The sequence below is a fragment of the Bacillus sp. RC240 genome, assembly GCF_044907945.1.
GTDB lineage: Bacteria > Bacillota > Bacilli > Bacillales > Bacillaceae_G > Bacillus_A > Bacillus_A mycoides.
Map to the genome: position 1 here is coordinate 85,370 of NZ_JBIYCT010000002.1, position 22,340 is coordinate 107,709.

Genomic DNA, 22,340 nt, shown 5'->3' on the forward strand with positions numbered 1-22,340 from the left:
AATATGTAAAACCTACCCTTCCTCACTTAAATCTTCTTTATTATTCAAACGATGTGCAATCGTCTCTGGCTGAATTGGACTTAATACTACATGCCCATCATCCATAACAATAACCGCCCTTGTTTTTCTCCCATACGTAGCATCAAGCAAAGCATTATGTTCACGCGCTTCCTGTACTGTCCGTTTAATAGGAGCTGACTCCGGACTTACAATAGCAATAATTCGATGAGCAGATACAATATTTCCGTATCCAATATTTAAAAACCGCATGGCCATAGTTTGCGCCTCCTAGTAAGTCTATCCGATTTCTCCACCACGTATAACTTTATATATTTTTTGAAAGCTACTCAATATTTTGTACTTGTTCACGAATTTTTTCAAGGTTATTTTTCATTTCTACGACATATTTTGAAATTGTTAAGTCATTTGCCTTAGAACCTATCGTATTAACTTCCCTATGCATCTCTTGCACGATGAAGTCCATTTTCCTTCCAACAGGCTCTGTAATTTGCAGTGCTTCACGAAATTGATCTAAATGACTTTGTAATCGAACTAATTCTTCGTGAATATCTGAACGCTCTGCAAATATTGCTACTTCTGTCAACAATCGTTGTTCATCTAAATCTTGATTATGTAATTCTTTTAAGCGATTTTCTAATCGTTCACGATATTTTTGTGTAACAATTGGTGCATGTGGAATAATTGCATTTACACAATTATGAATCTCTTGCAAACGATATGCTATATCTTTATGTAATCGTTCTCCTTCGCCATCTCTCATCGTTTTCAACATATGAGCAGCTTGGCGAACAGCCTCATATAAACCGGTTTCAAATTGTTCATTTACATTTTCTATTTCTTCAACTGCCGTTACTTCTGGCATTCCCATTAGTTGCCCGAGTGTAATAGAATCTTGTAATTGAAATTTCCCTTTTATATCTTCCATAATGGATTGGTACTGCTTGAGAAGTTCCCAATTCACAGTTAATTTTCTTTCAACAAGCCCTTCACCTGTTATACTAATAGACACTTCAATACGTCCACGGCGAACTTGCTTTGCAATTATTTTACGAATCTTGTCTTCAAACGCCATCATTTGCTTCGGAAGCCGAATACTCATTTCTAAAAAACGATGGTTCACCGACTTCATTTCTACTGTTATTTGAAAAGTATCGTTTTCTACCTTCGATCTTCCAAATCCTGTCATACTACAAATCATCTTTATCACATCCAAGCCATGAAATAACTCAATGAAAAAGGTAATAGAGATGCAACTCTACTACCTTCTGTAAATTATATCATATTTTCATATCATTGACTATTTCAAGTTTAATCCCTTCTTATATAACAGCGGCTTTTTCTTTTTCTCCTTTTTTCTTGTTAATAAGGACCCTACTAATAAGAAGGTCGGAATAGATGATAATCCGCCAATTAACAACCAATCTCGTGCTTGTATCGGCATTGTGCTAAAAATCGGCTGTAATGGTGGATAATATATAACTACAAGCATTAACAGTAAAGAAATAATAACCGCCCCTACTAGATATATATTTCCAAACGGGTTGCGGTGAAATATAGAATGTTCACTACGACAATCAAATACATGAATAAGCTGAGCCAGTACTAATGTTGCGAAGGCTACCGTTTGTGCATACTTCAATTCATTCGGATGCTGGTTAAATGCAATGATAAACGCTACTAATGTCACTGCTCCGATTAGAAAACCACGACTTATAATTTTCCACGCAAGCCCTCTAGCGAACACCCCTTCTTTCGGATGGCGTGGTGTTCTCTTCATCACATCTCCTTCAGCCTTATCCAAACCTAATGCCATCGCTGGTAAACCGTCAGTAACTAAGTTCACCCATAAAATTTGAATTGGAACCATCGGCAATGGCAGTGCAAGTAACATCGCAAATAACATAACTAAAATTTCACCAACGTTAGATGCTAACAAATACCGAATAAACTTCCGAATATTTTCATATATGTTTCTACCTTCTTTAATCGCCGATTTAATCGTAGCAAAGTTATCATCTAACAACACAAGTGACGAAGCTTCTTTTGCAACATCTGTCCCTGTAATTCCCATTGCAATCCCTATATCAGCTGTTTTAATAGCTGGAGCATCGTTCACTCCATCACCTGTCATAGCTACTATATGTCCCTTATTTTGCAGCGCCTTAACGATTTTTAATTTATGCTCAGGAGACACACGAGCGAATACATACGTATCTTCTACAATATCTTCTAATGCCTCTACATCCATATTCGCAAGTTCTACACCTTCAACAACGCGTCCACCCGCCGGTAAAACCCCTAACTGTTCCGCAATTGCCATTGCCGTCACTTTATGATCTCCCGTAATCATTACCGTTCTAATACCAGCTTCCTTACACTCTTTCACCGCTTGCGCCACTTCTAGTCTTGGTGGATCTATCATTCCTTGTATTCCAACAAGCATAAAATCCTGCTCGACTTCTCTTTCATGTTCAATTGAATCTGTAGCTTTTAACGGTTTAAATGCCACCGCAATCGTTCGTAAAGCTTGACTTCCTAAACTATGAATCGCTGCCTGCACTTCTTTTCGATACATTTCACTTAAAGGCTGCTGCTTATTTCCCCACAAAATTGTTTGACTCATTTGCAAAAGAACATCTGGTGCTCCTTTTGTAATAACAAATTTTTTGCCTTCACGATCCCGAACGATAACGCTCATCATTTTTCTAGTTGAATCAAAAGGAAATTCACGAATGACTTCAAACTTTCCTTTAAGAGCTTCACGTGATATTCCCGCCTTCATTGCAGCAGCAACGAGAGCTCCCTCTGTTGGATCTCCATCTAACACATACGTCTTTTTCTTTTGAATAACATTCGCATTATTACATAAACAGCCAAATGTAAGTAGTTGATACAGTGATTTCGTCTTAGTAGGGTCAATTACTGCTTCACCTTTCATAAACGAACCTGTTGGCTCATAGCCTTGACCTGTTACTTTCCACAATTCTCCGCCTGACCACATATGTGTTACCATCATTTTATTTTGTGTCATTGTTCCTGTTTTATCTGAGCAAATAACAGAAGCACAGCCTAACGTTTCTACAGCTGGCAACTTTCGCACAATTGCCCTCTTTTTAATCATACGCTGTACGCCAAGTGATAGCGCAACCGTAACGATAGCTGGCAATCCTTCTGGAATAGCTGCAACAGCAAGCGAAACCCCAGCCAAAAACATGTGATACACTTCATTCCCTTGATATACACCAGCTAGTACAACAAGAGCCGTCAAAATAAGAGCAACAATAATTAAAATTTTTCCAAGCTGTTCTAATCTTCTTTGTAATGGCGTTTCCATTTGCTCAGCATTTTGCAACATATTTGCAATTTGCCCCATAGCTGTATTCATTCCAGTTGCTACGACTACCCCTGTTCCAGCACCTCTCGTTATCATCGTCCCCATAAATGCCATGTTTTTTTGATCACCAATTGAAACATCTTGGCCTTGTAACGCCTCTACCTTCTTTTGTACAGGCAATGACTCTCCTGTAAGAGCCGATTCTTCAATATATAAACTTGAAGATTCCACAAGGCGAACATCCGCGCCAATACGGTCACCACTAGAAAATTTAATAATATCACCTAGTACAAGCGCCTTTGACGGCGCTTTTATCCACTTCCCATTTCTTAGTACAGTAACTTGAGGAGCTGCCAATTCTTTTAAAGCTTCCAACGATTTTTCAGCTTTCCTCTCTTGAAAGAAACCGAGGACACCATTAATAATAACAATTGCAACAATTGCAATCGAATCAATATACTCTCCTAAAAAAGCTGAAATAATTGTAGCACCAAATAAAACAAGTACCATAAAATCTTTAAATTGCGCTAAAAACACCATAAGCGCAGAAGGCCGCTTTGCTTCTTGCAATTCATTTGTACCAAATTTCTTTAATCGGCCCTCTGCTTCTTGCTCTGTAAGACCTACCTCCACATTCGTATTCGTTCTTTCCTCCACTTCATGTGCTCGCATTTCATACCAGTTCATCCTGCCATCGACCTCCTGATTCCAGACATACTCTAATGAAAGCTTATTCAGCCTCGTCCAAAAAAATGCTATAATTAACTTTTAGTTAGAAAGGAGTGTTCATTCATGGCATTCGATGGATTATTTACAAGAGCAATTACACATGAAATTGCAAATTCTCTTCAAACAGGAAGAATTTCAAAAATATATCAACCCTCAAAATATGAAGTTTTATTACATATTCGAGCAAACGGAAAAAACCAAAAGCTAATTCTTTCATCTCACCCTACATATGCGCGTATGCACTTAACAAATCAAAACTACAATTCACCAGCGCTACCGCCGATGTTTTGTATGCTTCTTCGCAAACATTTAGAAGGTGGATTTATTGAAAAAATTGAACAAATTGACTTAGAACGTATTATTCAAATTACAGTCCGCAGTCGCAATGAAATCGGTGACGAATCAGTAAAAACATTAGTAATCGAAATAATGGGACGACACAGTAATATTATCTTAGTAGATACGAAAACAAATGTTATTTTAGATAGCTTAAAACACGTTTCTTTAGCGGTAAACCGACATCGTACTGTATATGCTGGAGCTGAATATGTTGCCCCACCGGCACAACATAAAATTAATCCGCTTCTTATCGAAACAGAAAATGATTTTATTAAACCGCTAGACTTTTTATCTGGCAACATGGACAAACAACTTGTCGGAGCATTCATGGGAATTTCCCCATTATTTGCAAAAGAAGTTGTAAAAAAAGCAGGTATGGCAAATGAAAAAGCATTATCTGAAGCTTTCTTCAGCTTGCAAAAACCTTTGCTAACACATCAGTACGTGCCAGCAATGATAACAGCAAATGGAAAAGAGTTCTTTTACCTATTCCCTCTTTCTCACTTACAAGGAAACGAAAAAACATTTTCATCTGTTAGTGAATTATTAGATCGTTTCTTCTTTGGTAAAGCAGAGCGCGATCGTGTAAAACAACAAGCTCACGATTTAGAACGCTTTATGCAAAATGAAAAAACAAAAAACGAAAAGAAGCTAATTAAACTAGAAAAAACATTACAAGATGCCGGAAAAGCAGATAAATACCAACTATTTGGAGAGCTACTTACAGCCAATATGTACGCTTTGAAAAAAGGTGATAAAGAGATAGAAGTCGTTAACTATTACGACGAAAATGGTGGGACTGTAAAAATCACATTAGATCCTTTAAGAACACCATCCGACAATGCACAACGCTATTTCCAAAAATATCAAAAAGCAAAAAATTCAGTTGTTGTTGTAGAAGAACAAATCGAAAAAACAAATGAAGAAATTCTTTATTTTGATAGCTTACTTCAACAAATGGAGGTTGCTTCTTCAAAAGATATTGAAGAGATTCGTGAAGAACTGGCCGAAGAAGGTTATGTACGTAATCGTAAGAAGAACAACACAAAGAAAAAACCGACAAAACCGGTATTGGACAAATATTTAGCTAGTGATGGAACAGAAATTTTCGTCGGTAAAAACAATAAGCAAAATGATTATTTAACAACGAAATTCTCCCGTCGTGATGAAATTTGGTTACATACGAAAGACATACCTGGGTCCCACGTTGTCATTCGTTCTCTTGAACCTACGGAAGAGACTTTACACGAGGCCGCTAAAATCGCTGCTTATTACAGTAAAGCAAAAGATTCTAGTTCTGTTCCTGTAGATTTCACAAAGGTACGCCATGTCAAAAAACCGAGCGGTGCAAAACTTGGATTTGTTACATATGACAATCAACAAACATTATATGTAACACCAGATGCTGATACAGTAATGAAATTAAAAGCGTAAATATTAAAAAATGCGTTGCTTGCTAGCGACGCATTTTTTATATGGTTTCAATTCAGTTCATATATCCATTCACTCATTCATAACATCTTTCTTCCCTTCAATATTGTCAAAAAAATTGACAGTGTCATTTCACATCTGTATAAATTTTTTTACAGTATGTATATAAAGTGCACCTCCAATCAATATTTTTTCATCCCCCCACTGATTATTGAAGTAATCTTGATTTTATGAACAAACCGCCTCTCACAAATAGCGGGCTAATTTTTCATCTCCCCTAAAACATATGTAGTTCCTACTATCTTTTTTCCTCAAATATATATTTTGGCACGCTATTTGCTTTATTCAATACTGTGAAAAGGGGGAAATTAACATGACTTTAAGAATTAATAAAATCCAAAATCAACTACAAAAATATGAAATTGACGGATTACTTATTACAAAAAAAGAAAATCGCCAATATGCAACAGGCTTTACAGGCAGCGCTGGCGTCGTCTTAATCTCTGCGGATAAAGCGGTTTTTATAACTGATTTTCGCTACGTAGATCAAGCGAAATCACAAATAAAAGACGCTGAAATTGTTATGCATAAAGGAAATTTAGAGAAAGAAGTTGCAAATCAAGTATCGAAATTAAACATTCAAAAACTTGGAATTGAAGAAAATAACATGACATTACAACAATATAAAAACTTACAAAAATACGTACATGCGGAAATGGTTCAAGTGTGCGAAATCATCGAAAATATTCGTATTATTAAAGACATGCCTGAAATAGAAACAATGAAAATCGCAGCTAATATTGCTGACGAAGCATTTCACCACATCCTTACGTTTCTAAAACCAGGAATAAGTGAAAATGATGTACGAGATGAGTTAGAATTTTTCATGCGAAAAAAAGGGGCTACATCCTCTTCATTTCAAATCATTGTAGCTTCTGGTGTTCGTTCTTCACTTCCTCATGGAGTTGCATCAAATAAAATAATCGAACGAGGCGACGTCGTTACATTAGATTTCGGTGCACTTTACGATGGATATTGTTCCGATATAACACGTACTGTAGCAATTGGGGAACCATCAGAAGAATTCAAAAAGATATACAATGTTGTACGAGAAGCGTTAAAACGTGGGACGGAAGCAATTAAACCTGGGGAAACTGCGAAAAGTATCGATGATATAACGAGAGATTACATTACAGAACATGGATACGGTCAATATTTTGGACACTCTACCGGTCATGGTCTTGGGTTAGAAATACATGAACCTCTTCGCCTATCCCAAGAAAGTAAGGCTACTTTAGAAGAAGGTATGGTTGTTACCGTTGAACCTGGTATTTACATACCGAACTGGGGCGGTTGTAGAATTGAAGATGATATCGTCATTACAAAAGACGGATATGAAGTTATTACAAAATCAAATCGGGAACTAATTGTTATCCCTTGTTAAAATCATAGAAAAAAATGCCACCGAATAAGGTGGCATTTTCTTTTATTCATCAGCGAATAGCTTTTCGTTTACTTTTTTAGCGATTACCGCTACCGACATTAATATACATATTAAATATAGCAATTTCGCAATAAATAACCACCCTTGAAACATTACAATTCCATCTATTATCTCATTTCCTTTCAATAACAAAAACGGAATTGTGCTAATTATAATGACAAACTCGATGCTGAAAACAATTTTCTTTTTTCGGCTATATGCTTTCCATTCCTTCCAGCGATACATAGGTGCAAAAATCAATACTCCTATACATAATATAACTGGCACCCATTCACTTTTAAGAAATTGCCCTGAAATAACTGATAATAGTAAACAAACGAGCACACCATAATACCGATACGATAAACTTAACTAAATCTATGCAATTCAATCAAATTTACACAAGTTAGTGCTTCATCGTGTTCTCGCAACCCCGAAGGGACGAGGGGTATAACACTCCACACGAGGCAGTATCGTTACCTCCTATTATCAAGCTTTTATTTTACCCATCTTGATAAATTTATCGAAGCATTTAAATCTCTATCATGATGGCTATTGCACCCAACACAACGCCACTCACGTATTTTTAAACTCCACTGTCCTTCTGGTTGAACTGAATGGTCGTATTTTACTCCGCAACATGAGCAAATCTTGCTTGAGGCGAACCATTTATCAGCTTTTACATACTCAATGCCATACTTCTCGCACTTGTATGACAAACATTGAAAGAAGAAGTTTAATTTTTGAAATAAAAATGCTTTCGATAGTTTTTTGTTTTTTAACAGGTTTGAGATAGGTAAGTCTTCCACAACAATTCTCATTGGTTTGGTTTTCACCAATTTAGCTGTTGCTTGATGGATATGGTTATTTCGGATATTCGTAATTTTCCTAGATAACCGCAGGTGCTCAGTTTTAGCTTTTTCATATCCGGCAGATTGAATTTTTACACCTTTTTTAAATCTCCTAGACATATCTCTTTGCGCTGACTTTTTCCTTTTCAAAAGTTTTTTAACCTTAGCATCTTTGTTTATATTTCGTTCTTTCGTACCATTAGAAGCTACAAACAACTCTTTTAAACCAACGTCCACACCAATCGACTCATTGGTTAGTTCTTGTGGTTCGAATTCTTCTTTGAACCCTACACTAATCCACCAGTGACGACCATCAAATGTAACTCTTGGATTTGATGTTTTTTTGTTTCTTGGTAGTTGTTGGCTTGTTTTCACTTCTCCAATAGACTGAATATGAACTACTTTCTTTCCTATAATCAGTCTTTCATAATTGGCATAAAATCCTTGGATTAAATCTTTTTTGGTTTTATAAGAAGTGTGATAGACATTTTTGTACTTTTTGAACGAATTTTTTCGCGCCTTGTCAAAATCTTTTGAAGCCTGTTTGGGAACTTGTGCGTTGATGTCATTTAACCACTCATATCGCTTTCGCTTCTTGATCTTTGTAAATCGTTTCTGTAAAGCTAACTGTGAAACAGATTTTCCGAATAGCTTATAGTATCTATCACTCATTCTTTTACAATAGTTATAAGCAAACCTTGAAGCTCCAGCATGGTTTCTAAGCACTTTTTCTTGTTCAGGCGTTGGAATCAGTCTGACTTTCTTCGCCAATATCATCAGAATTTAACTCCTTTACTGTGCGATTATTCGGGCACTCACCTTTCGGATAATGAAAGATTTATTCTTCTGAATAGTAGCGTGTTCCACCAGCATTCTCCTGAGACTACTCGGATGCAAACCTGTTAATTCCGATACTTGACTAACTCGTGAAAATTTCATTATTATTCTCACCTCATTGAACCTAACGTGGCACATACGTTCGATAAATTCAATGAAGTTTGATAGATTCAATAAAATTTATCTTGTTCAACTAAGGGCGCAATTCCTTAGCCAGTTCTCTTATGAACTTCTCATGTTTTCACATGAGCGCAGACTATATGTTTATCTACTTAAAGATAGAGGATTTTTCCACCACCATAGGCTTGTGATGTACTCTCGTCAGTTATACGAGATAGTCGTTGAACGTTCATCTTATCAATTTTGACTTAGATGATTCGAGGCGGAAGACCCATTGTTCTAGTGTTTAGGATTTAACCTTGCACGATCTGATTGATTTTTTCTGCTTTCGCGACATTCACGCTCGCCATTTCTAGCCACGTTGTAGTTCAATCAGCTTTAGGGATTGCCCGCAGTTAACCCTCACTACTAGCCAATCACTTGACTAGCAGGGCTTACTGATATATTTAATTAACTTTGGTTATAATTGGTTAAATAAATCGTAACAGTTAGTTACCCTATTTTCTCTCTCATTCGTACTCCCCCATTCTACTTCTCCTTTAATATGTAACTTGCTATTCTTATCATGACTCTTAGAAAAATAACGACTACAATTACAAGATAAAGACCTTTCGCAGAAGACATCCAATCTTGAAAAATAGACATTTTCTCCATTTGCTTTTGGCCCTCTATTAAAATAACCCCTACGACAAATGAACAAACAACAATGATACCTATCATAATTCCAATACTTTTCTTACCATGTTGTTTCATGTCATCCCAACGATATAACAGTATAAAAACAAACCCGAGAACAGGTATGATACTTATCCATTCATTGTTTGTAAGCAGATTTAAAATGATTAATAGACTACAAGATATGATAAATCCCCAAAATCCAATTTCTTTGCGCATAAGACCTCCTTTAATTCCATTTTTAGGATTAATTGTATTTTAACATCCATTTCTACTCCTTACCATTACGATACATGAAATTTCACTTTTTTCTTTTTCCTATACTCACATACCTTCACCGCTTTCATACAATGAACTACACGAACGCCTAAAGGATGTGAATGTTATGGGAGTTGAATTAACGCTTTTACATGCTCTCTATGTTCTTTGTTTACTCACTATTATTACCTTTTTTATTTTTAGAAAAGATACGACGATCATTTGTATCGTTTTTATCTTTTTATTAGCATTAACCGCTACAAGTTCTATCCCTCTTGCCATTAGTGGTATCTTTCAAAGTTTCATTTACGCCATTACCGAACTATTACCAACTATATTAATCATCTCCATTATCGTATCAATGAGCAATCTACTCGTTCATACCGGCATAAATGATACGATGATTTCACCATTTACAAAGATGATTCGTACACCTGCACATGCCTACTGGATTATCGGTCTTTTAATGATGACAATTTCCTTTTTCTTTTGGCCTTCTCCAGCTGTCGCCTTAATGGGGGCCATTTTATTACCAGTCGCTGTACGCGTCGGCCTTCCGCCAATTGGAGTCGCAATCGCTATGAACTTATTCGGACACGGCATCGCCTTATCTGGTGACTTCGTAATTCAAGGTGCACCGAAATTAACTGCAGACGCTGCTGGTCTTCCTGTTTCCAGCGTTGTTTCAGCCAGTGTTCCCCTCGTTATTGTTATGGGTATTGTGACAACTTCCGTCGCATTTTTCTTCTTACGAAAAGAATTTCATACAGGCTTATCTATACAAGAATCTATTCCATCAACTGAGTCTTCTAAAACGCTCACTTCATTATCTTCTCGGACAAAAAAATGGCTCGCTATTGGTATTCCGATCGTATATGCCATAGATATTCTTTGCATGATTCAATTTAAACTACAAGGAAGCGACGCCACTGCACTTATCGGCGGGACGACTGTTATTATGATTATCATCATTTCTCTCATCGCCTACAAAGGTAATGGACTGAATAAAACGACCGATTATTTTATAGAAGGGCTCCAATTTGGATTTAAAATCTTTGGTCCAGTTATCCCAATTGCTGCACTCTTTTATTTAGGAGATAGCGGCTTTGTGAAAATTATCGGGGACTATTTACCGAAAGGTTCACATGGAATCATTAACGACTTAGGAATCGCCTTATCTCAAACTGTTCCTTTAAACCAATATGTATCGGCGGGAACATTAACTATCGTTGGTGTCATAACAGGCTTAGATGGATCTGGATTTTCCGGTATATCACTTGCTGGTTCGATTGCAAACCTTTTCGGAACAGCACTTGGGCATGGAACAGCTACATTAACAGCACTCGGGCAAATTGCAGCAATCTGGACCGGCGGTGGCACTTTAATTCCTTGGGCGCTTATTCCTGCCGCTGCCATATGCAAAGTAGATCCGTTTGAACTTGCACGCCGAAACTTTTTACCAGTTGTGATTGGCTTAATCGTCACCACGATCGTTGCGATGTTTATCCTGTAACGTAAGCAAGATAATACTTGCTTACGCCTTTTTAGGTTAAATATTGAAACATACTAACCTTCAAAAGGGTTTATGTATTACGTAGCGAAATTATATTAAGAGAGTAATTATTTCAAAACGTTTACGAGAAACAGATTACTTCAATTAGAAAAGGGGACATAACTATGAATGAATTGATTTTCGTCTTATTAATTTGTCCATTACTTATCTTTATCGTTTCTGTTATTGGAACACGTAGAACAAAAACGTATTACGTAATGCCGATTGTAACGTTTGCTAGTTTTTTAATAATAGGTGTTATCGCCTTTACTCCAAAATTTTTCTTTTGGGTTGGCATGTATAGCATCTTCTCATTTATTGTTTCTTATATGACTCTATTGTTTGTAAGAGGATATGAAGTTGTAGAAAACGCTAAATAGTTATTAGCGAGGAGATTGTAATATGATTTTCTTTGATGTCGATGGAACTTTACTTGATTATGAGACTGCTGAAAGAAATGGTATTATAGATTTCTTTCAAATATATAATACTATTTTTTCAGGTAATGAATTAGAGGCCACGAAACTATGGCATGAATTATCCGAACAATATTTCAACAAATTTTTATCCAAAGAATTATCTTTTCAAGAACAACAAGGGATGCGAATGTATCATTTATTTAAAACATATGGAGTAAACTTATCACCCGGGGAATCTCAGCACAAATTCAATCAATATATAGAACTATATAAGAACAACTGGGCCGCGTTTGAAGATGTACACTATACATTACAGACCTTGCAGCAAGGAGGGCACTCATTAGGTATCATTAGCAATGGTGACTATGAGCAACAAGTCGAAAAATTAACTGCTCTAAACATTCTACAATATTTCAAATATATATTTACTTCTAGTGAAATTGGTATATCGAAACCAGACCCTGAAACTTTTCAAAGAACTGTATTACAATCGAATCTTGAAATGAAAAATTGCTATTATATTGGCGATCGATTAGAAACAGATGCAATTAGTAGTACAGCAGCTGGAATGCAAGGGATATGGTTAAATCGGGATAACTTGCAACTCAAGTGTGATGTTCCTACTATCTATTCTTTACATGAAATTTTAACAATTATATAAAAAAGACGACCGCGTTCCCCCGCGGTCGTCTTTTTTCGTGTTACGCTGTGATCCAAGCTTCATTAGCTGGATTTTTCCGCCACTCTTGTAATTTTTTCGTTTCAGCTTGTCCGATCATACCTTTTTCTGCTGCAACTTCAGTTAATGCACTGTAATCACTTAAAGAATATGATGCTACGTTTGCTGCTTCTAGTTTCTCTTTTCCTGACTCAAGCTCGTATGTGAAGATTGATGCGATTCCTAATACTTCACAGCCAGCTTCGCGAAGTGCTTCTACACATGTAATTGCACTACCGCCAGTTGAAATTAAGTCTTCTACTACTACTACTTTTTGACCTTTTTCAGCTTTTCCTTCGATTTGGTTCCCTTTACCGTGACCTTTTGCTTTACTACGCACGTAGCACATTGGTAAATCCATACGATCGCTTACCCATGCAGCGTGCGCAATACCAGCAGTTGCTGTTCCTGCAATAACTTCTACAGTTGGGAAGTGCTCTTTAATTAACTCTTCTAATCCAGCTGCAATCGCTTGGCGTACTTTTGGATAAGATAAAGTTAAGCGATTATCACAATAAATTGGTGATTTTATACCAGAAGACCAAGTAAATGGGTCATTCGGTTGTAAAAATACTGCTCCAATTTCTAATAAATGCGATGCGATTTCTTTTTTCATACTGTTACACCTTCCCACTGTTGTTTTACTGTTTTATACGCTTCAAGCGGATTTTCTGCTTTTGTAATACTACGTCCAACTACGATGTAACTTGAACCAAGTTCCCTCGCACGTTTCGGTGTTGCTACGCGCACTTGGTCATTTACATCATCGCTTGCAAGACGAATCCCCGGTGTTACTGTTACAAATTCATTTCCGCATACTTCACGTAATTTTGGTACTTCAAGTGTTGAACAAACAACTCCATCAAGTCCACTTTCTTTCGTTAATTTTGCATAATGAGCAACCGCTTCTTCTAACGTTTTCTCAATGCCAATCTCTTTTTTCATCATAGCTTCCGAAGTGCTTGTTAATTGTGTAACGGCAATACAAATCGGTCTCTCTTTTCCTTCTTGCTTACCTTCCTCTAATCCCTCAATCGCAGCTTTCATCATACTGCTTCCCCCTGCAGCATGAACATTTACCATATCTACATCTAGACTAGCTAGGCTACGCATAGCGCTTTTTACCGTATTCGGAATATCATGAAGTTTTAAATCTAGGAAGATTTTATGTCCTTTTTCTTTTAAGTACGTAATAATTGCAGGACCTTCTTTGTAAAACAACTCCATACCAACTTTGACAAATAACTCTTCCCCTTCAAAGTGGTGTAAGAATTGTTCTACCTCTTGTTTCCCTGGAAAATCTAGTGCAACGATTAACGACTGTGACATGTTTGCTTCCAGCTCCTTCCTTGACATTCCGAAATATGATCAAATCCTAATTCATCTAGTAATGCTGGTAATTCTTCAATAATTGTCGGACATACGAACGGATTGATAAAGTTCGCCGTTCCAACTGCAACCGCGCTTGCGCCAGCATAGAAGAATTCAATTACATCTTCCGCTGTTTCAATACCACCCATTCCGATGATCGGAATGTTAACCGCTTGACTTACTTCATGTACCATACGAATTGCTACTGGCTTAATCGCAGGCCCTGATAGTCCGCCCGTACGGTTTGCTAAAATTGGTTTTGCAGTTTTTAAATCTAGACGCATACCAAGCAATGTATTAATCATCGTTAAACCGTCCGCACCCGCATTTTCAATTGCTTTTGCAATTTCCACAATGTTTGCCACGTTCGGTGACAATTTCACATATACCGGTACTTCAGAAACCTCTTTTACTCGCTTCGTTAAATCAGCAGCAATTTCAGGATTTGTACCAAAAGCGATACCACCCGTTTTTACGTTTGGACAAGAAATATTTAATTCTAGCGCATGAACATTAGGTGCCTTTGAAATCGCCTTCGCAACCGCTACGTAATCCTCAGCTTGTGAACCCGCAACGTTTGCAATAATCGGAAGATCAAATTGCTCGAGAAAAGGTAATTCAGAATTCATTACCTTTTCTAATCCAGGATTTTGAAGCCCGATTGCATTTAGCATTCCGCCTGGTGTTTCAGCAACACGAGGCGTTGGGTTTCCATAACGAGGTTGTTCTGTTGTCGCTTTAATCATAATTGATCCAAGTACACTTAAATCATAGAACTGTGCATACTCACGACCAAATCCGAAGCAACCAGATGCTGGGATGATTGGATTTTTTAATGATAACCCTGGTAATTCAACTTGCAATCTGTTCATAGTACAACCTCCCCGATTGGAAATACTGGTCCGTCGCTACACACCTTCTTGTAAGAATGTCCACTCGGATCTGCTTGCAAATGGCATACACATGCGAAACATGCTCCGATACCACAGCCCATACGTTCTTCTAATGAAATGTAGGCTTTTCTCTCCTTATAGCGTCCTTCTAATGCACGAAGCATCGCTAAAGGTCCACATGAGTAGAGAATGTCAAAGTCAATTCCATAGCTATCGATTACATCTGTTACAAACCCTTTTGTACCATGTGTACCATCAACAGTTGCAACATACGTATCACCAAGTTCTGCGAATTTCTCTTCATAGAAGACAACATCTTTCGTTTGGAAACCTAAGATGTGAATAACGCGTACTCCTTTTGCTACAAGACGCTGTGACAATTCATATAGTGGTGGTACACCAATTCCTCCACCAACTAATAGAGCCGTTTGTCCAGATTCCGCTTCTTCTACAGGAAATCCATGACCAAGTGGTCCTAACACATCTACAAGTTCACCTTGTTTTCTTTTCGCTAATGTTTTTGTCCCTTGTCCTTCCGCACGATATAGCATTGTAAATTCGTTCTTGTCTTGATCGACATTACAAATACTAATTGGGCGGCGCAGAAGGGGCGTAATGCCCTCTGCTACCTTAATGTGTACAAACTGCCCTGGATCGTTCATTTGCTGCACTAAATCCCCTTGAAGCACTAATTCGTAAATGTTTTTTGCGATTTCTTTTTGGTTAACGACGATCATATTTTGCTTTTGCATCATGCATGTACCACCTCGTGACGCTTCGTTTGCGTAATTTCTTTCATTGAATGAGCTGAGAATGTCATAGATTCTAATACTCCCAAGATTGCTCTCGTTGTATCAAGTGATGTTAAGCAGGCCACACCATTTTCTACTGATTCACGGCGAATGCGGAAACCATCACGCGCTGGTTGTTTGCCTTTTGTTAATGTATTGATTACAAACTGTGCTTTCCCTTGACGAATAATATCAAGTAAGTTGTAGTCTTCAGAATCAATTTTGTTTACAACTTGCACCGGAATGTTTTGTTCTGTTAGCGATTGTGCTGTTCCTGCTGTTGCTAATAAGTTATAGCCGATTTCATGGAAGCGTTTTGCGATTTCCAGCGCTTCTTCTTTATCTTTATCCGCTACAGTGATGATTACTGATCCGTGCGTTGGAATGTTAATTCCTGAAGCAACAAGTCCTTTATATAATGCTTTTTCAAGCGTTAAATCTTTACCCATTACTTCCCCTGTTGATTTCATTTCAGGCCCTAATGTTGTATCAACTGAGCGTAGTTTCGCAAATGAGAATACCGGTGCTTTTACATACACTTCCTTCTCTTCTGGGTGATAGCCAGTTCCATATCCTTGTTCTACAAGGTTTTGACCTAAAATAACTTTCGTTGCGATATTTGCCATCGGTACGCCTGTAATTTTACTTAAGAATGGTACTGTACGGCTCGCACGTGGATTTACTTCAATTACATACACTTCATCTTTGAATACTACAAACTGAATGTTTAGTAATCCAACAATGTTTAAACCTTTTCCAAGCCCAATTGTATGCTCAATAATTTGTTCTTTTAGTTTTTCAGATAAGCTCTGTGGTGGATATACTCCAATTGAATCCCCAGAGTGAACTCCAGCGCGTTCGATATGTTCCATAATACCTGGAATGAATACATTCTCACCGTCTGAAATTGCATCTACTTCAATTTCTTTACCAACCATATAACGGTCGATTAATACTGGGTGATCTGCGTGAACTTTAACCGCATTTTTCATGTAGTGCAGTAATTCTTCTTGACGATATACGATTTCCATCGCACGTCCACCTAGTACGTAAGATGGTCTTACTAATACTGGGTAACCAATTTTGTCAGCGATCGCTACTGCTTGCTCTACAGTCGTTGCTGTTTTACCAACTGGTTGCGGGATACCAAGCTTTGTTAAAGCTGCTTCAAACTTATCACGATCTTCTGCACGGTCTAAATCTTCAAGTGATGTTCCTAAAATTTTCACACCGTGTGCTTCTAATTTAGCCGCTAAGTTAATTGCCGTTTGTCCACCGAATTGGACGATAACACCTTCTGGCTTTTCTAAATCGATAATGTGCATTACATCTTCGATTGTTAATGGTTCAAAGTATAATTTGTCAGAAATACTGAAGTCTGTTGAAACTGTTTCTGGGTTGTTATTAACAATGATTGCCTCATACCCAGCTTCTTTTATTGCCCATACAGAGTGAACTGTTGCATAATCAAACTCAACACCTTGACCAATACGGATTGGACCAGATCCTAGTACAACTACACTCTTACGATCTGTTACAATCGATTCATTCTCGTCACCATATGTGCTGTAGTAGTATGGTGTTGCAGATTCAAACTCTGCCGCACAAGTATCTACCATCTTATAAACAGGAGTCATATTGCTTTCTTTACGCATATCGTAAATTTCACGCTCTGTTTTGTTCCAAGCATTGGCGATGTAATGGTCACTGAAGCCCATTTCTTTCGCAGATTGTAACACTTCCATATTTCCTACATTCGCTTTTACTTCGCGTTCCATGTTTACGATATTTTCAACTTTTTGTAAGAAGAAGAAGTCCATTTCACACCATTCGTTGATTTCTTCTTTCGTTACACCTTGACGGATCGCTTCTGCTACAACGAACAGACGCTCGTCATCAGCTTTTATAATACGCTTTTTCATAGTTTCTTTATCAAGCTCTTTTAAGTGGTCTAACTCTAGGTGATAAACGCCAAGCTCTAAAGAACGGATCGCTTTTAATAATGATTGTTCTAAGTTACGTCCAATTGACATAACTTCACCAGTTGCCTTCATTTGTGTACCAAGTGTTCTGTTTGCTGATTCAAACTTATCAAATGGCCAACGTGGAATTTTTGAAACAACATAGTCTAATGCTGGCTCGAAGCAAGCGTATGTTTTTTGTGTTACTGGGTTTATAATTTCATCTAATGTTAAACCAACTGCAATTTTCGCCGCTAGCTTCGCAATTGGATATCCAGTTGCTTTAGATGCTAGTGCAGACGAACGACTCACACGCGGGTTTACTTCGATTACATAGTATTGGAAGCTATGTGGATCAAGTGCAAGCTGAACGTTACATCCACCTTCAATTCCTAATGCACGAATAATTCTTAATGAAGTGTTTCGTAACATTTGATACTCACGGTCACTTAATGTTTGGCTCGGTGCTACAACGATAGAATCACCTGTGTGAACCCCAACCGGATCGATATTTTCCATGTTACATACTACAATCGCGTTATCATTCGAATCACGCATTACTTCATATTCAATTTCCTTACAACCGGCAATACTCTTTTCTAATAAACATTGTGTTACTGGACTATGTTTTAATCCACCTGATACGATTTCAATTAGTTCTTCTTCATTATTACAGATTCCGCCACCTGTTCCCCCCATTGTAAATGCTGGGCGAACAATAACTGGATAACCAATTTCTTTTACAAATTCATGTGCTTCTTCCAGCGTATGAATAATCGTGCTAGATGGAATTGGTTCATTTAATTCCTGCATTAATGTACGGAATAAATCACGATCCTCGGCTTGCTCGATTGCTGATAATTTTGTTCCTAAAATTTCAACTCCGCACTCTTCAAGTATGCCTGATTTCGCAAGTTCAACAGCCATGTTTAGGCCTGTTTGACCACCTAATGTTGGTAAGAGTGCATCTGGACGTTCTTTACGAATGATACGGCTTACGAATTCTAATGTTAATGGTTCTATATATACTTTATCTGCTGTTGCAGTATCTGTCATAATTGTTGCTGGGTTAGAGTTAACAAGGATTACTTTGTAACCTTCTTCTCTAAGAGATTGACAAGCTTGTGTACCAGAGTAATCAAACTCTGCTGCTTGCCCAATTACAATTGGTCCTGATCCGATTACTAAAATTGTGTTAATGTCTAGGCGTTTTGGCATAACTCTTCCCCTTCTTTCTTGAAGTTTTCAATCATTGCTAAGAAATCTTCGAATAAATCATTTGCATCTTCTGGTCCTGCAGAAGCTTCTGGATGGTATTGCACTGTAAATGCTGGGAACTTCGTATGACGAAGACCTTCTACTGTTCCATCATTTAAAGCAACATGTGTAATTTCCAGTTCTGTATTTCCAACTGATTCTTCTTCTACTGCGTAACCATGGTTTTGAGATGTAATTGCCACTTTTCCAGTTGCAAGATTTTTTACTGGATGATTTAAACCACGGTGACCGAATTTTAACTTACTTGTATTCGCACCAGATGCCAGGGCGAACAATTGATGTCCTAGGCAAATCCCGAATAAAGGAACTTTACCAATAATTTCTTTTAACATTTCAATTGCTTCTGGTACATCTTTCGGGTCCCCAGGTCCATTACTTAACATAATTCCATCTGGGCTAAGGCGTAGAATTTCTTCTGCTGTTGTATTGTAAGGTACAACAATTACATCACAATCACGCTTATTTAATTCTCGTAAAATACCATGTTTCATTCCGAAGTCTACAAGTACAACTCGGTGTCCACGGCCTGGACTTGGATATGGATCTTTTGTTGATACGCGTTTCACATGATCTGTAAAGACAGTTGCTTTCAATTGGCTAACGATGTCCTCTACATCCACATCCATATTGCAAAGACGTCCGCGTAAAGTTCCATATTGACGAATTTTTCTTGTTAATTTTCTCGTATCAATTCCTGCTAATCCTGGGATATTTCTTTCTTTCAAGTAATCATTTAGCGAAATTTCATTACGGAAGTTTGATGGGTGATCACAAATTTCGTTTACGATTAAACCATTTACAGATGGGTGAATTGATTCAAAATCATCACGGTTAATGCCGTAGTTTCCGATTAATGGATACGTAAATGTTACGATTTGACCACAGTATGATGGATCAGATAAAGTTTCTTGATATCCAGTCATCCCAGTTGTAAATACAACCTCACCTGACTTTTCGATTTCTCCTCCGAAACCTTTTCCAATTAATACTGTTCCATCTTCTAAGATAAGTTGTCTTTTCATACTAATGCACTCTCCTTTTGCCATGCGATCTTACCACCAACGATTGTCATAACCGGCCAACCTTGGCATTTCCAACCTGCGAATGGTGTATTTTTTCCTTTTGATAAGAATGTTGTTGGATCAATTTCTTCTTCTTGTTCTAAATCGATAATTGTAATATCAGCTGTTCTACCTTCTGTTAGGCGCCCTGCTTCTAAACCGAATGTGTCAGCCGGTTTTTCTGTTAAGAATTGAATCAGTTGCTCTAATGTAATGATTCCTTTTTTCACAAGGTTCGTATATAAAAGCGGGAATGCTGTTTCAAAACCAGTAATTCCGAACGGTGCTCTTTCAATCCCTTGTGCTTTCTCTTCTGCAGTATGCGGTGCATGGTCAGTTGCGATCATATCAATTGTTCCATCTAATAGTCCTTCAATTAACGCTGCATGATCTTCTTTTCCTCGAAGCGGTGGATTCATTTTAAAGTTAGGATCAGCCGATGGGATATCATCTTCACATAATACTAAGTGATGCGGTGTTACTTCTGCTGTCACCTTAATTCCAGCACGTTTCGCGTCACGGATTACACGTACAGATCCTTTTGTACTTACGTGACATACGTGGTAGTGACAATTTGCAGCTTCCGCAAGTAAGATGTCCCGGGCAATATGTACGGATTCACATACTGATGGGATACCGTTTAATCCATGTTTCTCAGAAAACTTCCCTTCATGTACACAACCTTTATTAATAAGTGTGTTCTCTTCACAGTGTGCAACAACTGCCATATTTAATTTCGATGCACGCTTCATTGCAGCTAACATCATGCTTGCATCTTGCACGCCTACGCCATCATCAGTGAAAGCAAACGCTCCAAGTTCTTTTAACGTTTCAAAATCGGTCATTTCAGAACCTGCTTGACGTACTGTAATTGCTCCATATGGTAATACATTTACATGTGCTTTTTCTTTAATACGCTTTTGCAGGTCTTCCATATGTTCTTTACAATCTGGTACTGGGCGTGTGTTTGGCATTGCGCAAATTGTAGTAAATCCACCTTTTGCTGCTGCAAGTGTTCCTGTTTCAATTGTTTCTTTATGTTCACCACCTGGTTCACGAAGATGAACGTGCACATCTACTAATCCAGGTGCGATTAACTTTCCATTTACATCGATTACTTCAGCATTATCTGCCGTAATATTTTCTGCTACCTTCGCAATTTTACCGTCTTGTACGAGAAGATCTGTTGCTACAATTGTTCCTTCTTCATTCATATAACGACCATTTTTAAACAAATAATTCATGTTTCATTCCTCCTAATACATTTGGTAATGCGCGTTTTAGTACAGCCATTCTTACGTAGACCCCGTTTTCCATTTGCTTGAATATGCGTGAGCGTTCACACTCGACAAGTTCACTTGCAATTTCAACATCACGGTTTACAGGGGCTGGATGCATAATAATGCTTCCTTCTTTCATACGTTTTTCTCTTTCAACTGTTAACCCATGTTGCTCGTGATACTCTTTCATAATGTCTGTTTCATAATGGTCATGACGCTCATGTTGTACACGAAGTAACATCATCACATCCACTTCTGGAACAAGTTCATCTAAACTCTTGTACGTTCCAAATGTGTTCTCTTCATCTTTCCACTCTTCTGGGCTTGCAAAGTAAATTGTCGCGCCCAGTTTCGTTAATGCTTCTGCATTAGAACGTGCTACTCGGCTATGACGAACATCCCCAACTATTGCAATCTTCAAACCTTCAAATCTTCCAAACTCTTGTTTAATTGTTAGAAGATCGAGTAGACATTGCGTTGGATGATTTCCACATCCATCTCCAGCGTTCAAGATTGGGATATTCACCTGATCTTTTAATTCATCGAAGTAACGATCTTGCTCATGGCGGATGACTACCGCTTTTGTTCCGATTGATTCTAGTGTTCTTATCGTATCGTATAAAGTTTCTCCTTTTTGTACGCTAGATGCATCTGCGGAAAAGTCTAATACTTCAAGTCCTAATCTCTTCTCAGCAACTTCAAAGCTAAATCTCGTCCTCGTACTATTCTCAAAGAACAAGTTCGCAACAAATGTTTGCTCTGTCGTTTTTCTCTCTTTTCCATTCGCGAAATCTTCTGCGTCTTTTAGGATTTCTGAAATTTCTTGTTCCGATAATTCACTCATCGTTAACAAATGGCTCATCGTCATCCCTCATCTTTCTGTTTTTTATGATAACACCATTGAATTTATATAACAATAACTGTATAAAAATACCCTA

At 37.7% G+C, this 22,340-nt stretch carries 19 protein-coding genes; 5 read left to right on the forward strand and 14 right to left on the reverse strand.

Features of this window, described 5'->3' with window-relative positions:
- Positions 1-12 precede the first annotated feature (12 nt).
- The 3 genes from remA to ABH955_RS08330 form a co-directional block, all read right to left on the reverse strand.
- Positions 13-276 carry an extracellular matrix/biofilm regulator RemA gene (gene remA, locus ABH955_RS08320; RefSeq protein ID WP_001251456.1) on the reverse strand — a complete coding sequence of 88 codons (264 nt, stop codon included), beginning with the start codon at positions 274-276 and terminating at the stop codon, positions 13-15.
- A 67-nt stretch (positions 277-343) separates the two neighbouring features.
- Positions 344-1,219: a YicC/YloC family endoribonuclease gene (locus ABH955_RS08325; protein ID WP_002088227.1), complete on the reverse strand. Its 876-nt coding sequence runs from the start codon at positions 1,217-1,219 to the stop codon at positions 344-346.
- Between the two features lie 99 nt (positions 1,220-1,318).
- Entirely contained in the window at positions 1,319-4,042 is a 2,724-nt protein-coding gene (locus ABH955_RS08330) for a calcium-translocating P-type ATPase, SERCA-type (RefSeq protein WP_002066776.1), read from the reverse strand.
- 105 nt (positions 4,043-4,147) lie between these two features.
- Between ABH955_RS08330 and ABH955_RS08335 the strand changes: the two genes are divergently transcribed.
- The gene (locus tag ABH955_RS08335; protein WP_404445025.1) at positions 4,148-5,857 is read left to right on the forward strand and encodes an Rqc2 family fibronectin-binding protein; all 1,710 of its coding nucleotides are present in this window, start codon (positions 4,148-4,150) and stop codon (positions 5,855-5,857) included.
- A 370-nt stretch (positions 5,858-6,227) separates the two neighbouring features.
- Entirely contained in the window at positions 6,228-7,298 is a 1,071-nt protein-coding gene (locus ABH955_RS08340; protein WP_002128840.1) for a M24 family metallopeptidase, read from the forward strand.
- Between the two features lie 42 nt (positions 7,299-7,340).
- Here the strand turns inward: ABH955_RS08340 and ABH955_RS08345 are convergent, their stop codons facing one another.
- The 3 genes from ABH955_RS08345 to ABH955_RS08355 form a co-directional block, all read right to left on the reverse strand.
- Positions 7,341-7,682, reverse strand: a complete 342-nt coding sequence (locus ABH955_RS08345; RefSeq protein ID WP_404491032.1) for a YoqO family protein — start codon at positions 7,680-7,682, stop codon at positions 7,341-7,343.
- 152 nt (positions 7,683-7,834) lie between these two features.
- Positions 7,835-8,965, reverse strand: a complete 1,131-nt coding sequence (locus ABH955_RS08350; protein WP_404491033.1) for an RNA-guided endonuclease InsQ/TnpB family protein — start codon at positions 8,963-8,965, stop codon at positions 7,835-7,837.
- Between the two features lie 708 nt (positions 8,966-9,673).
- Positions 9,674-10,039 (reverse strand): YoqO family protein, encoded by a 366-nt coding sequence (locus ABH955_RS08355; RefSeq protein WP_016120741.1) that lies wholly within the window; start codon positions 10,037-10,039, stop codon positions 9,674-9,676.
- Positions 10,040-10,205: 166 nt separating this feature from the next.
- Here ABH955_RS08355 and ABH955_RS08360 point away from each other — a divergent pair, with 166 nt between their 5' ends.
- From ABH955_RS08360 to ABH955_RS08370, 3 genes are all read left to right on the forward strand, one after another.
- On the forward strand, positions 10,206-11,591 hold the full coding sequence (locus ABH955_RS08360) for a hypothetical protein (RefSeq protein WP_242307897.1): 1,386 nt from the start codon (positions 10,206-10,208) through the stop codon (positions 11,589-11,591).
- Positions 11,592-11,755: 164 nt separating this feature from the next.
- Complete coding sequence (locus tag ABH955_RS08365) at positions 11,756-12,010, forward strand: YbeF family protein (protein WP_002088235.1); 255 nt, start codon at positions 11,756-11,758, stop codon at positions 12,008-12,010.
- Between the two features lie 22 nt (positions 12,011-12,032).
- Entirely contained in the window at positions 12,033-12,710 is a 678-nt protein-coding gene (locus ABH955_RS08370; RefSeq protein ID WP_404491034.1) for an HAD family hydrolase, read from the forward strand.
- Positions 12,711-12,750: 40 nt separating this feature from the next.
- On the opposite strand, the gene pyrE is transcribed toward ABH955_RS08370, so the two are convergent.
- From pyrE to pyrB, 8 genes are read right to left on the reverse strand one after another with little or no spacing between them, the layout of a single operon-like run.
- Positions 12,751-13,383, reverse strand: coding sequence for an orotate phosphoribosyltransferase (gene pyrE, locus ABH955_RS08375; RefSeq protein ID WP_404445011.1), 633 nt, complete (start codon positions 13,381-13,383; stop codon positions 12,751-12,753).
- A complete protein-coding gene (gene pyrF / locus ABH955_RS08380; RefSeq protein WP_000083510.1) occupies positions 13,380-14,096 on the reverse strand; it encodes an orotidine-5'-phosphate decarboxylase in 717 nt (238 codons plus the stop codon). Before pyrF ends, pyrE begins: the two co-directional genes overlap by 4 nt.
- Positions 14,081-15,010, reverse strand: a complete 930-nt coding sequence (gene pyrD / locus ABH955_RS08385; protein ID WP_404445007.1) for a dihydroorotate oxidase B catalytic subunit — start codon at positions 15,008-15,010, stop codon at positions 14,081-14,083. Before pyrD ends, pyrF begins: the two co-directional genes overlap by 16 nt.
- Positions 15,007-15,786 carry a dihydroorotate oxidase B electron transfer subunit gene (gene pyrK / locus ABH955_RS08390; RefSeq protein WP_002088239.1) on the reverse strand — a complete coding sequence of 260 codons (780 nt, stop codon included), beginning with the start codon at positions 15,784-15,786 and terminating at the stop codon, positions 15,007-15,009. The genes pyrD and pyrK overlap by 4 nt, the downstream gene beginning before the upstream one ends.
- Positions 15,783-19,001 (reverse strand): carbamoyl-phosphate synthase large subunit, encoded by a 3,219-nt coding sequence (gene carB, locus ABH955_RS08395; protein WP_219303430.1) that lies wholly within the window; start codon positions 18,999-19,001, stop codon positions 15,783-15,785. The genes pyrK and carB overlap by 4 nt, the downstream gene beginning before the upstream one ends.
- Positions 18,986-20,083: a carbamoyl phosphate synthase small subunit gene (locus ABH955_RS08400; RefSeq protein WP_002111416.1), complete on the reverse strand. Its 1,098-nt coding sequence runs from the start codon at positions 20,081-20,083 to the stop codon at positions 18,986-18,988. Before ABH955_RS08400 ends, carB begins: the two co-directional genes overlap by 16 nt.
- Positions 20,080-21,366: a dihydroorotase gene (pyrC, locus tag ABH955_RS08405; RefSeq protein ID WP_033707133.1), complete on the reverse strand. Its 1,287-nt coding sequence runs from the start codon at positions 21,364-21,366 to the stop codon at positions 20,080-20,082. Before pyrC ends, ABH955_RS08400 begins: the two co-directional genes overlap by 4 nt.
- A complete protein-coding gene (gene pyrB, locus ABH955_RS08410; RefSeq protein ID WP_002128846.1) occupies positions 21,350-22,264 on the reverse strand; it encodes an aspartate carbamoyltransferase in 915 nt (304 codons plus the stop codon). The genes pyrC and pyrB overlap by 17 nt, the downstream gene beginning before the upstream one ends.
- Positions 22,265-22,340: the final 76 nt, after the last annotated feature.